Below are 12,226 nucleotides of genomic sequence, written 5' to 3'. Positions count from 1 at the left end.
CGATAAAGAGGATTTTTTATGAGCAGAACCATTTTTTGTACTTTCCTGCAACATGAAGCGGAAGGCCAGGATTTTCAGCTGTACCCGGGCGAACTGGGGAAACGTATCTACAACGAGATCTCTAAAGAAGCGTGGGCGCAGTGGCAGCATAAGCAAACCATGCTGATCAACGAAAAGAAACTCAACATGATGAACGTCGAGCACCGCAAACTGCTGGAGCAGGAGATGATCAACTTCCTGTTTGAAGGGAAAGACGTGCATATTGAAGGCTATACGCCGGAAGAGAAAAAATAAGCATCTCTTGCTGGCAATCTCGTAGGCCGGATAAGGTGCTTGCACCGCCATCCGGCAAAACGATACAACAACAAACACAACACGCACTCCCGGAATGATGAAAAAATTTTTCGCGCTTGCTCTTGTTGCGCCGTTGCTCATCTCCTGCTCCAGTTCGACCAAAAAAGGCGATACCTATAACGAAGCCTGGGTCAAGGATACCAACGGTTTTGATATTCTGATGGGGCAGTTTGCCCATAATATTGAGAATCTGTGGGGGTTCAAGGAAGTGTTGATCGCGGGTCCGAAGGACTACGTGAAGTACACTGACCAGTATCAGACCCGCAGCCACATCAACTTTGACGACGGTACCATCACCGTCGAAACCATTGCCGGAACAGAGCCTGCCGCGCACCTGCGTCGCGCGATCATCAAGACGCTGTTAATGGGCGACGATCCCGGTTCGGTAGACCTCTACTCGGACGTCGATGATATTCAGATCTCCAGAGAGCCGTTCCTGTATGGTCAGGTGGTCGATAATACCGGGCAACCCATTCGCTGGGAGGGACGCGCAACCAACTTCGCTGACTATCTGCTGAAAACGCGTCTTAAGAGTCGCAGTAATGGTCTGCGCATCATCTACAGCGTGACGATCAATCTGGTGCCGAACCACCTGGATAAACGTGCGCATAAATATGTTGGCATGGTTCGCCAGGCCTCACGCAAATACGGCGTCGATGAGTCGCTGATTCTGGCGATTATGCAAACCGAGTCCTCTTTCAACCCGTATGCGGTCAGCCGTTCCGACGCGCTGGGGCTGATGCAGGTAGTACAGCACACCGCCGGGAAGGACGTATTCCGTTCACAGGGGAAATCGGGCACGCCAGGCCGCAGTTTCCTGTTCGATCCTGCCAGCAACATTGATACCGGCACCGCTTATCTGGCGATGCTCAACAATGTCTATTTAGGCGGCATTGATAATCCAACATCGCGTCGTTACGCGGTGATCACCGCCTATAACGGCGGTGCAGGCAGCGTGTTGCGCGTTTTCTCTAACGATAAGGTTCAGGCGGCAAACATTATCAACAGTATGTCCCCGGGCGATGTGTACCAGACATTAACCACGCGACATCCTTCTGCGGAATCGCGTCGCTATCTGTATAAGGTCAATGCCACCCAGAAATCCTATCGTCGGAAGTAATCTCGCCGTTCCCGCCCCCGATCGCACTGGGGCGGGAAGGCCGAAAAGTGTTAACTCCATCACTCTTTTGCTTTGCAATTAGAAATTGTTTGCAAATATTTGTCACAGGTAACAAAAAATACCCTTTCCTCATTGATAGAATCACATCATATTGCAACGGCAAATGTGCCTTTTAAAACATTCATCCGCTATATGGTGTGAGGAAATTAACATGAATCTTAAGCTGCAGCTGAAAGTCCTCTCCTTTCTGCAGTTCTGCCTGTGGGGAAGCTGGCTTACCACCCTCGGCTCATATATGTTTGTCACCCTTAAATTCGACGGTGCATCCATCGGTGCTGTGTATAGCTCGCTGGGGATTGCCGCCGTCTTTATGCCCACGCTGTTAGGGATTGTGGCCGACAAATGGTTGAGTGCGAAATGGGTATACGCCATTTGCCACGTCGTTGGCGCTGCAACATTGTTCATGGCTGCCGAAGTGACCACGCCAGGCGCCATGTTCTTTGTGATCTTGCTTAACTCGCTGGCCTATATGCCAACGTTAGGGTTGATCAACACCATCTCCTACTACCGCCTGCAATCCGCAGGGATGGACATCGTCACCGACTTCCCGCCTATTCGTATCTGGGGCACCATCGGCTTTATTATGGCGATGTGGGGCGTAAGCTTCTCTGGCTTTGAACTGAGCCATATGCAGCTGTACATCGGCGCGGCGCTTTCCGTCATTCTGGTACTGTTTACGCTTACGCTGCCGCACATTCCGGTTGCCAGACAGCAGAAGAACCAGAGCTGGACTTCAATGCTGGGGCTGGATGCTTTCGCGCTGTTCAAAAACAAACGCATGGCGATTTTCTTTATCTTCTCCATGATGCTGGGCGCCGAGCTGCAAATTACCAATATGTTCGGTAACACCTTCCTGCACAGCTTTGATAAAGATCCGCTGTTCGCCAGCAGTTTTATCGTGCAGCATGCCTCGGTCATGATGTCGATTTCGCAGATTTCCGAGACGCTGTTCATCCTGACCATTCCGTTCTTCTTAAGCCGTTACGGTATTAAGAACGTCATGCTGATCAGTATCGTGGCCTGGATGCTACGCTTTGGCCTGTTCGCTTATGGCGACCCAACGCCGTTCGGTACCGTGCTGCTGGTTCTGTCGATGATTGTTTACGGCTGCGCCTTCGACTTCTTCAACATCTCCGGTTCAGTGTTTGTGGAAAAAGAGGTACGCCCTGAAATCCGCGCCAGTGCGCAGGGCATGTTCCTGATGATGACTAACGGCTTCGGTTGTATCCTTGGCGGCGTCGTGAGTGGTAAAGTGGTGGAACACTACACCCTGAACGGCATTACCGACTGGCAGACCGTGTGGCTGATTTTCGCAGGCTACTCTCTGGTTCTGGCCTTTGCGTTCGTGGCGCTGTTTAAATACAAACACGTTCGCGTTCCGGCAGGCGCGCAGACTATCGCGCATTAATCTTTACGCCGGATGGCGCTAATGCTTATCCGGCCTACAAGGGAGTCGCCCCGTAGGCCGGATAACGCGAACTTATTTCAGCACATAGCCATACAGCCGTTTAATCCCATCGGCATCGGTTTCGCTGTAAACTCCCTGCAACTCAGGCGAGAAGCCGGGTAGCAAATTGACGCCCTCTTCCAGCGCCAGGAAGTAGCGCTGTACCGCCCCACCCCACACTTCGCCCGGCACGACGCACAGCACGCCCGGAGGATATGGCAGCGCGCCTTCTGCCGCGATACGCCCTTCAGCGTCACGAATACGCACTAACTCAACATCGCCGCGAATAAAAGCGCTATTGGCATCCTGCGGATTCATCGCCACCGCAGGCAGGCTCTCTTTGCGGAACATCGCTTTTTGCAGATCTTTCACATCAAAACTGACGTACAGATCGTGCATCTCCTGGCATAACTGGCGCAGGGTGTAGTCGCGGTAACGTACCGGATATTTGTTAAAGATGGTCGGCAGCACATCCGCCAGCGGCGTGTCGTCTTCGATATGTTGTTCGAACTGGGCCAGCATCGCCACCAGTTGCGCCATTTTGGCTTCGCTTTCGGCAGGCGTCAGCAGGAACAAAATCGAGTTGAGATCGCATTTTTCCGGTACGATGCCGTTCTCACGCAGATAGTGCGCCAGAATAGTGGCCGGGATACCAAAGTCGGTATAGCGCCCGGTTTCAGCATCAATGCCCGGCGTGGTCAGCAGCAGTTTGCACGGATCGACAAAATACTGATCCTCCGCATAGCCTGCAAAGCCATGCCATTTCGCCCCGGGTTCAAAGCTGAAGAAGCGTCGATCGCTGGCAATCAGTGCCGTTGGATGATCCTGCCACGGTTTACCGTCCACAAGCGGCGGAATGAATGGCTGAAGCAGTTTGCAGCGGGCGAGTATCGCCTTGCGCGCCTCAATGCCCAGCGCCACGCACTCTGCCCACAGGCGGCGACCGCTCTCCCCTTCATGGATTTTGGCATTGACATCCAGCGCGGCAAACAGCGGGTAGAACGGACTGGTGGAAGCATGCAGCATAAAGGCGTTATTCAGGCGCTTGTGCGGGCAAAAACGCGCCTGACCGCGAATGTGATTGTCCTTTTTGTGAATCTGCGAGGTTTGCGAGAAACCAGCCTGCTGCTTGTGTACCGACTGCGTAACAAAAATCCCCGGATCGTTTTCGTTCAGCGCCAGCAGCAGCGGCGAACCGTCCGCCATCATCGGAATAAATTGCTCATACCCGACCCAGGCGGAGTCAAACAGGATGTAATCACACAGACTGCCGATTTTGTCGATGACCTGACGGGCGTTGTAGATCGTGCCGTCATACGTCCCCAGTTGAATGACGGCCAGACGAAACGGGCGCGGCCGATCGGCTTTCTGCGGGGCGACCTCACGGATCTGCTCACGCAGGTATGCCTCGTCAAAACAGTGCTCATCAATGCCGCCGATAAAACCAAACGGGTTGCGCGCGGCTTCGAGATAGACCGGCGTGGCGCCCGCCTGAATCAACGCCCCGTGGTGGTTTGATTTATGGTTGTTACGATCGAACAGCACCAGATCGCCGCGCGTCAGCAGCGCGTTGGTCACAACTTTATTCGCCGCCGAGGTGCCATTCAGCACGAAATACGTTTTATCCGCATGAAAGACTTTCGCCGCAAACTTCTGCGCATGCTTGGCCGATCCCTCATGAATGAGCAGATCCCCCAGCTTTACGTCGGCGTTGCACATATCCGCCCGAAAGAGGTTTTCGCCGAAGAAGTCATAAAAATGCCGACCGGCCGGGTGCTTTCTGAAAAACTCACCGTGCTGATGGCCCGGGCAGGCAAAGGTGCTGTTACCCATATCGACATACTGGGTCAGCGTGTCATAAAACGGCGGCAGCAGATTCTCTTCATAACGGCAGGCGGCCGACTCCAGTTCCAGCCAGTCCTGCGCGTTGCCGCTTATCACCGCCTCAACACCGGCAGGCGCATCAACATGATCGTCAGAGAGAATAAACACCGGCAACTGAAAACCGGTGCGTTTAAGCAATGCCAGGATGCCGCTGCGACTATCCGCAACGGTAATGACGACTGCCGCGACATCAGTAAAGTCAGTGCCGTCCAGCGCCACCACATGGCGGTGGGTAGACAGGCGGGAGACCAGTTCACCACTGGCGGCAATATTCATTGATTTCATAAGCGCAAAAACCCGTTTCGGGAGAATAGAAGTCCCGGGCAAGGTAACATTACCCTGCCCCACGAAATGTTGGGTCAAACTGGTCACCAGCTCCGACCGCCAGACATCAGTAAAAGCAGACAGCCTCTGATCTTACTGTTGTCCCGCAGTGAGCGTGCGCTGCCCTCACCGCATGGTGAGAGAATGAAGGGAGATCAAAGAAAGGGGCAATCGTCGCGCAGAAAGGCGAAGTTGAAGGCGATGTAAGGGTAATATGGTCATCCCAGGCAGCCCCGTACAAACAGGAGAAAATTCGCGCAATCATGGCACCTTTCCCCTGGGGGCGCAAGATCAAATCCCGGACATACGCGCCATCGACAAACGCGCATAATGCGTGATATTCGGGGCATAATAATGCAATCAGATAAAACAAATAACAGGAGCGACTGTGGTAATCGGGCCTTTTATTAACGCCAGCGCCGTTTTAGCTGGAGGCGTGCTTGGCGCGCTTCTCAGCCAGCGTTTACCGGAACGGATTCGTGTCTCAATGACCTCTATTTTCGGGCTGGCATCGCTGGGGATCGGTATTTTACTGGTCATAAAATGCGCTAATCTTCCGGTGATGGTTCTGGCAACAATCATCGGCGCGCTTATCGGCGAGTTTTGTTACCTGGAAAAAGGCATCAACACGGCGGTGACGAAAGCGCAGCAACTGATTAAGAAACCGGGGAAGAAAGCCGTCCACGACACCTTTATTCAGAACTATGTCGCCATTATTGTTCTTTTTTGCGCCAGCGGAACCGGCATTTTCGGCGCGATGCATGAAGGCATGACCGGCGACCCGAGCATTCTCATCGCAAAATCGTTTCTCGATTTCTTCACGGCCATGATCTTCGCCTGCTCGCTGGGAGTCGCCGTCGCCGTTATTTCCGCCCCTATGTTGGTTATCCAGCTATTGCTCGCCACCTGCGCAGCCTTAATTTTACCGCTCACCACCCCGGCGATGATGGCAGATTTTAGTGCCGTAGGCGGATTACTGCTGCTGGCGACCGGTCTACGTATTTGCGGAATCAAGATGTTTGCGGTGGTCAATATGCTCCCCGCCCTGCTCCTGGCGATGCCGCTTTCCGCCGCGTGGACCGCGTTTTTTGCCTGAAAATGCGTGCAATACCAACAATCTGGTGATAGATTGTGCAGTCTGCATGGATTTGAAGAAATTTCGTTGACGAAACGAAGCGAATCGGTTTTAATGCGCCCCGTTGCCCGGATAGCTCAGTCGGTAGAGCAGGGGATTGAAAATCCCCGTGTCCTTGGTTCGATTCCGAGTCCGGGCACCACTATTCATAAGGCCTCGCTGCAAAGCGGGGCTTTTTCCTTTCTTAGCTACGGTAGATTTCTGGTCGTTGCAACACGTTATTTGTTTGCTGGATTTCTCGCCATTTTCGCAGATGTTCGTTACTTTTAGACCCCTCAACATCCTCTGATGTACCTTTTCCTAACCTCACTGCTACGGTCTTTCTACGGTCCTCTACGGTTCCTTTCTCTCAGATCATTCGTAATGAAGTAGAAAATACGGGGAAAACGGGGGAATTATCATTTCACCTTAATCCGCTGGTCTTAACGTGATTTTGTCGCGGGGAATAAGGTGGGGAAATCCCCTATAGTAAGCGGGAAAACCTGACAGCATATGTCCTCCACCAATCACATGGGAATCTTCACCAGTCCGCCCACCTGCAGCAAGATCTTCTTCCCTTTCACTTCTTACCGTTACCAGAATCCCCCGTCCTCCACGTCATCATAAAATGATATATCAGAAGTAATACTAGTTGAACTAAACGTATTGCACTGTCAAACCTAAGTGGGCGCAGAAAGCGAGGGGCCGTTTTACAGGGATACTTACAGAGGCATTACTCAAATAGCGGTGTTTAAGTCAATGGGGAGCAAGTCATGTATTTGTGTAATGACAAGCCTTTACTTCAGCGCAAAGGCCCGTATCGATGGTTAGGCTACTGTTTATTATTCGTTGTTTTAGCGGCTGAGGGAGCACTGCCTGATGATTGACTGGGAACTGGCTGCATTTTCGGCATCGTTGCGCCGTGTTTCTCAATGCTAGAGTTTGATACTTTAACCATCAGAGGTGATATGGCACCATCTCCAATACGAACTGTTTTGTAATTATTTGAACTCATTACTAGGCTCCTTATTTATTCGCGGCTATTGGACGAAGTTGTGGAAGGTTGCTGAGTAGTTCCTCCAGATGATTGTTGCGAAGCTCGGGCGGTAGGGATCGCCTGCATCTGAGGAACATTTGCACCATTTCCTACAAATACACGCTGCATGGAAGGCATAATTGCCCCATCCATCCCTAAGCCTGAGTGTATTACCTTAGATTTATCGTTCAAGTTAGCTCCTGACGTTAATTTAGTTTTTGGCGGAATCAGTAGATGTTGTAGGTGAAGGAGTACCGTTTACTGTTGCATCTGTCTGATTTGTTTGTGTTACTGGTTGCATGAGGGGGACCGTAGCACCTTTATCAACAGGTACTCTTTGCATCATTGGTGGTGGCACCCCATCGTTATTAATTTGCTGCGTTTTATTAACCATATCGCTTTTGCTTACCTCCGTTCTTCTATCAAAGTTGATCACACCAAATGTAATGACCGAGATTATAGCTAAAACAAAAAAACCACCTGAAAACCTATTCACCCAATCCAAAGCCTTTGATTCGAGGCTTACTTTCCCAAAAACACTTTCATCTTCTTCGATGTAATATTTATGAGCTATTTCTAACTGAGCCCTCAGTGCTGCATTACTAATCAAGAAACTGAATATTGTTGATAATATTGCACATCCAAATAATACCCATGCAGAGTAAAGCAGCCAAATATGCGCCGTTTGATTATGAGGGGCTATATCTTTAAAGACAGTTAATGAGATGGCAAGGCCAGCAGATGATAACGTCAGTATGTTCTTATCATAATTGTCAGTATTAGAAAGCTCACGCTTATCAACTTCAGCTTTGTAAGTAGCGAAAATTGATGTTGCTTGAGTTCGCTCCTCTTCAGTCCTTGCCACTTATTGATTCCTTTAGCTGAACTTAACGAGGTTTATTCGACTGCGACAACAATGACGCAGCATAGCTTTTGGTTTCCTCGCTATACTTTGAACTTTTCATAACATCGGAAGCTAATGTCTCCATCTCAGCACCAGTTTGCTTACCAGTCCGGGCTTGTGCGACAACAGAAGCAGCAAGCTTCTTCTTGATTTCAGATGAGTTTTCATCTTGTAGAGCTTTCGCTGCTTGAGAGGCGAGCTTAGGTGAGGATTGCTTTTTGTTAATAGCCATAGAATATCTCCAAGAGAAATACAATATATTGACAGCTTACGAACAATTACAACTACATATAGTATTCCAGAAAAAAATCGATAACAACATTATTGCAAGGACTAATCGTGATGCAGATCATAGAAATACTGTTTCTATAAACAGTGCTTTGAGTCTTAAAGCAGGGCTAATCTTTGCCAAATACTGCTGAGGCATTGATTACCACTACTTAATAAGATAAATCAGACAGTTAGCATTTAATGTCGCTTCAATCCAGCTCCGCCAATCGTGATTGGACAGTTATAGAACACCACTAGCAACAACAGGAATTTAACTGTCTCAGTAGCACACCGACCAGACTGTGAGGAGACCCAAAGGATACGCAAAGCAGTCTTGGCTCCCTAGTGACGTGAAAAATCACTTTTGCGGGCTTTTTTGTTCCGGCCCTATGTGCCTTGTTCGCCACGCGCCAACAGGTCCAATTTCTTTCATTATTGCTGGTCCCCATAGCTCATGTCTGCCTTTTCAACCATAAGGGTTGTGAATGGCAGTTATGAGCGATGAGCGGACCTTGCAACTTTGTTGGCGCACTTTTAAGACCTATTTTTTGAGGATAGTTAGAAAGCTTGTGGCACGAAGGGTCTACTCCCCGAGTGTACTTTTGCTCAAGAAGAAATCATCACAATCGCCTGAAGAAGTGATGTCAAAGTATTGAGCTCAGCGTTAAGATTAAATAACTTACAGATAAATCCAATGTTTTATAGAAGGGTAAAATGGCAGCTAAGCGCGCATACTACGGTAACGATAGTGACCGAGACTACTTTGAGCGGGTATTTCAGTCAGCTAACATTAACTTTCTCATCGGTTCTGGTGCATCCCTCCCTGCGATTAAAGTACTGGGGACAATCGAAACGGACCTTCAGCAACTTATTAATGATGAGCAGGAAGAAGAATACTTCAGGATGGGCACTGACTTTTTATCAGCTGTTTGGCTTCCTCATGAATGCATGCTGCAGCGCGGCCATGGTGCCCCCTTCGCACCTCAGGTGATCACCAATTTAGAATGTACCCGTAAGAATTATGATGCTTTTATGTCTTCACTGGAAAAGATACTGACTCGACGCCGGACTGGCCTACTTCCGAGGCGTATTAACGTTTTTACAACTAATTATGATTTATTCATTGAAGAAGCAGCCACTCGTAATAATAACATTCTTTTTAATGATGGTTTTAATAGAAGATCAAATGTTTGGGGAGATCAGGAATTTGATACGGGCAGCTTTAACCATTCGGTAAGTGCAACTGGGAATCTGTATAATTATAAAGTTGAACTTCCTACTGTTAACCTTATAAAACTTCATGGGTCACTCTCTTGGAAACATTCTAAAGGAAAGATTATTTATCGCATTGCAGATATTAAGCCGTTTAACTTTCCCACCCCAGCCGAAATGAAAGAATGGGTACTTGCTCATACACTTATTCTTCCACGCAAGGAGAAGTTTAAAGAGACTCTACTACAGAACGTTTATTATGATTTACTGAGAACCTATTCCAATGAGCTTGATAAAGAAGCAACCCTGCTAATTGTCTTTGGGTTCTCGTTTGCTGATGAGCACCTTGAAACAATAACTAAAAAAGCCTTACGAAACGCTACCCTGAAACTGCTGATTTTTGCTTACGATGAGGCCAGTGTTAGCGGATTTATGGAGAGATTTCGAGATTACTCAAACGTAGAGGTTATTTATCGCCCGGGAGGAAATGTTGATTTCTCGGTAATGAATAACATTATCACGTGCTATCTGGGAGGCTCGAGATGAGCAGGCACTTTACTGAAGAGGAAGCGGTGCTCCGTATAGGCGAAGTCTGCGAGGTTTCTGGACGCGCTGTGACCATTTTGGTAGATAAAAACAAAAATCTCAGTGATTTATTTTATCATGGGAAAGTTCTAAGAAATGTATCAGTGGGTAGCTTCATTGAAATAAAAAAAGGTTTCATGAGCCTGATCGGCAAGGTTGAAGCGGAACGAGTCATTGAGGAAAAACATCTAGGTGGGAGCGGCAGTGATGCTTGGCGATATCGGCGATACCTGACATCAACTCTGACGGGTTACATTGATCGTACTGGTTGCTTCATTGGTGGCTCGCGTGAACTACCTCTCATCGGCAATGAAGCCTTCGTAGTGACTGAAGAGATGATACATACGGTGCATCAGATAGCTGATGCAGACGAAACTGTAATGAGGTTTACTCGTACAGACCTTGAAGATATTGAGATTGCACTACCAATCAATGGCCTTATTAATTCGCACATTGCAATTTTCGGTAATACTGGTAGCGGAAAGTCAAACACCCTAGCCGCGCTATACAAAGCAGGTACTGCCCAGGTTAAACATATTCTCGGCAACCATTTTAGGGAAAGATGTAAATTTATTCTATTTGATTTTAATGGAGAGTATACCGCCCCACAATGCATTACTAACGAGAAGACGGTTTATAATCTCAACACACATCATGCAGGTGGTGACAAACTTCCTTTACCCAGAGAGGTTCTGCTTGAGCATGATATGCTCTCCGTTCTAACCGATGCAACAGACAAAACACAGAAACCATTTCTGAAGCGAGTTCTTGAATTTCGCAAGAAGGTGATGACCTCTGACAATCCTCTTGAGTTTATGCGTAATATCCTGAAGAAAAGAGTTAGGCAGAATCTCTTTAGTGGGGATAAGCCCAAATGCGATGCTATAAATCAATTTTTTAGTCCAATTTTTAATGATGACCCAGAACTTATATCTGATCTTGAGTATCATTCAACTGCATATAAATGGAAATTGAGGACTGGTATCATATTCAATGCTGAGGCTGATACGGAGCGCTCCTATCTATTTACTCTCGCAAGCAATTTTTTATTTAAAAATGATATGATTGAAGATCTGTTGGATTTTATGTACTTACAGTTAATTCAGGAGTATTTATCCAACAAGTCTAACCCTGAACATATTTCACCAGTTATAAACAGAATGAGTGCAAACCGTAAAGACATAGCCAAAATTTTTGACACTTCAGGACAGTTTGATTTTTGGGGAGAATATAACTTCACGGTTTTGAATCTAAACATGGTTAATATAACCATGAAAAAAACGCTTCCTCTTTTGATAGCCAAGTGGGCTTACAATATGAAGAAAATGTCTACCGAGACATCTACACTGCACATCATTATAGATGAAGCCCACAATATTTTGTCTAATACTTCTTTTCGAGAAACAGAAAGTTGGAAAGATTATCGTCTGGAAACCTTTGAGGAAATCATAAAGGAGGGGAGGAAATTTGGAGTTTTCATCACAATTTCCAGCCAACGCCCTAATGATATATCGTCGACAATTATATCACAAGCACACAATTATTTTATTCATCGCCTTATTAATCAGAATGATCTCTACGCAATTGAAAAATCGGTATCATATATAGACCGTCTGACTGAAGAGTCGATTCCCACACTATCTACAGGAACATGTATTTTTAGTGGTGTTGTCTGTCCCATGCCGCTCAAATTAAGAGTAGCTGAACTTCCAACTGAAGAGAAACCTAAGAGTAATACTATTTCCTTCAACGATTTAATACCTGAGAGGCAGGGAGATGATGACTAGAGCGGCTACGTAGTAACTAGTCTCGCTAATTAACAAGGTCCTGAAGTGGTAACATCCGCTCCTAGCACGGAGCGGACCTCCTGCAGTGCCGTGAGGTCTGGGGCTGCTATGAGCGAAAAATTGACTTGA

The 12,226-nt window shown here is 47.7% G+C and carries 10 protein-coding genes and 1 tRNA gene; 7 read left to right on the top strand and 4 right to left on the bottom strand.

The window, feature by feature from the left end; genetic code table 11:
• Positions 1-18: 18 nt before the first annotated feature.
• From OGX84_RS21515 to OGX84_RS21505, 3 genes are all read left to right on the top strand, one after another.
• On the top strand, positions 19-294 hold the full coding sequence (locus OGX84_RS21515) for an oxidative damage protection protein (protein ID WP_112001562.1): 276 nt from the start codon (positions 19-21) through the stop codon (positions 292-294).
• Positions 295-391: 97 nt separating this feature from the next.
• Positions 392-1,474 (top strand): membrane-bound lytic murein transglycosylase MltC, encoded by a 1,083-nt coding sequence (gene mltC, locus OGX84_RS21510; RefSeq protein ID WP_065422798.1) that lies wholly within the window; start codon positions 392-394, stop codon positions 1,472-1,474.
• Between the two features lie 211 nt (positions 1,475-1,685).
• Positions 1,686-2,942 (top strand): nucleoside permease, encoded by a 1,257-nt coding sequence (locus tag OGX84_RS21505; RefSeq protein WP_049010794.1) that lies wholly within the window; start codon positions 1,686-1,688, stop codon positions 2,940-2,942.
• A 72-nt stretch (positions 2,943-3,014) separates the two neighbouring features.
• Here the strand turns inward: OGX84_RS21505 and OGX84_RS21500 are convergent, their stop codons facing one another.
• On the bottom strand, positions 3,015-5,150 hold the full coding sequence (locus OGX84_RS21500; protein WP_104868198.1) for an ornithine decarboxylase: 2,136 nt from the start codon (positions 5,148-5,150) through the stop codon (positions 3,015-3,017).
• Between the two features lie 427 nt (positions 5,151-5,577).
• On the opposite strand from OGX84_RS21500, the gene OGX84_RS21495 reads away from it, so the two are divergent.
• Together OGX84_RS21495 and OGX84_RS21490 are read left to right on the top strand one after the other, a co-directional pair.
• Positions 5,578-6,285, top strand: a complete 708-nt coding sequence (locus OGX84_RS21495) for a DUF554 domain-containing protein (RefSeq protein ID WP_012135082.1) — start codon at positions 5,578-5,580, stop codon at positions 6,283-6,285.
• A 105-nt stretch (positions 6,286-6,390) separates the two neighbouring features.
• Positions 6,391-6,466: transfer RNA gene (locus OGX84_RS21490), tRNA-Phe, on the top strand.
• A 669-nt stretch (positions 6,467-7,135) separates the two neighbouring features.
• On the opposite strand, the gene OGX84_RS21485 is transcribed toward OGX84_RS21490, so the two are convergent.
• The 3 genes from OGX84_RS21485 to OGX84_RS21475 all read right to left on the bottom strand — a co-directional run bounded on the left by OGX84_RS21485 (position 7,136) and on the right by OGX84_RS21475 (position 8,475).
• A complete protein-coding gene (locus OGX84_RS21485; RefSeq protein WP_128414885.1) occupies positions 7,136-7,318 on the bottom strand; it encodes a hypothetical protein in 183 nt (60 codons plus the stop codon).
• 232 nt (positions 7,319-7,550) lie between these two features.
• Positions 7,551-8,204 carry a hypothetical protein gene (locus OGX84_RS21480; RefSeq protein WP_286458390.1) on the bottom strand — a complete coding sequence of 218 codons (654 nt, stop codon included), beginning with the start codon at positions 8,202-8,204 and terminating at the stop codon, positions 7,551-7,553.
• Between the two features lie 22 nt (positions 8,205-8,226).
• Positions 8,227-8,475: a hypothetical protein gene (locus OGX84_RS21475; RefSeq protein ID WP_046091467.1), complete on the bottom strand. Its 249-nt coding sequence runs from the start codon at positions 8,473-8,475 to the stop codon at positions 8,227-8,229.
• Between the two features lie 752 nt (positions 8,476-9,227).
• On the opposite strand from OGX84_RS21475, the gene OGX84_RS21470 reads away from it, so the two are divergent.
• Both OGX84_RS21470 and OGX84_RS21465 read left to right on the top strand, forming a co-directional pair.
• Positions 9,228-10,271, top strand: a complete 1,044-nt coding sequence (locus tag OGX84_RS21470) for an SIR2 family protein (RefSeq protein WP_286458388.1) — start codon at positions 9,228-9,230, stop codon at positions 10,269-10,271.
• The gene (locus OGX84_RS21465; RefSeq protein WP_046091465.1) at positions 10,268-12,097 is read left to right on the top strand and encodes an ATP-binding protein; all 1,830 of its coding nucleotides are present in this window, start codon (positions 10,268-10,270) and stop codon (positions 12,095-12,097) included. The genes OGX84_RS21470 and OGX84_RS21465 overlap by 4 nt, the downstream gene beginning before the upstream one ends.
• Positions 12,098-12,226: the final 129 nt, after the last annotated feature.

It is taken from the genome of Citrobacter sp. CK202 (assembly GCF_030333225.1).
In the GTDB taxonomy this organism is placed as follows: Bacteria; Pseudomonadota; Gammaproteobacteria; order Enterobacterales; family Enterobacteriaceae; genus Citrobacter_B; species Citrobacter_B koseri.
Note: the sequence above shows the minus strand (reverse complement) of the source record. Positions and strands in the feature narration are given on the sequence as shown.

What these genes read in the sequence shown, in the direction of transcription:
- OGX84_RS21515 (WP_112001562.1), top strand. Translation starts at nt 19, where the DNA reads ATGAGCAGAACCATTTTTTGTACTTTCCTGCAACATGAAGCGGAAGGC.
- mltC (WP_065422798.1), top strand. Translation starts at nt 392, where the DNA reads ATGAAAAAATTTTTCGCGCTTGCTCTTGTTGCGCCGTTGCTCATCTCC.
- OGX84_RS21505 (WP_049010794.1), top strand. Translation starts at nt 1,686, where the DNA reads ATGAATCTTAAGCTGCAGCTGAAAGTCCTCTCCTTTCTGCAGTTCTGC.
- OGX84_RS21500 (WP_104868198.1), bottom strand. Translation starts at nt 5,150, where the DNA reads ATGAAATCAATGAATATTGCCGCCAGTGGTGAACTGGTCTCCCGCCTG.
- OGX84_RS21485 (WP_128414885.1), bottom strand. Translation starts at nt 7,318, where the DNA reads ATGAGTTCAAATAATTACAAAACAGTTCGTATTGGAGATGGTGCCATA.
- OGX84_RS21475 (WP_046091467.1), bottom strand. Translation starts at nt 8,475, where the DNA reads ATGGCTATTAACAAAAAGCAATCCTCACCTAAGCTCGCCTCTCAAGCA.
- OGX84_RS21470 (WP_286458388.1), top strand. Translation starts at nt 9,228, where the DNA reads ATGGCAGCTAAGCGCGCATACTACGGTAACGATAGTGACCGAGACTAC.
- OGX84_RS21465 (WP_046091465.1), top strand. Translation starts at nt 10,268, where the DNA reads ATGAGCAGGCACTTTACTGAAGAGGAAGCGGTGCTCCGTATAGGCGAA.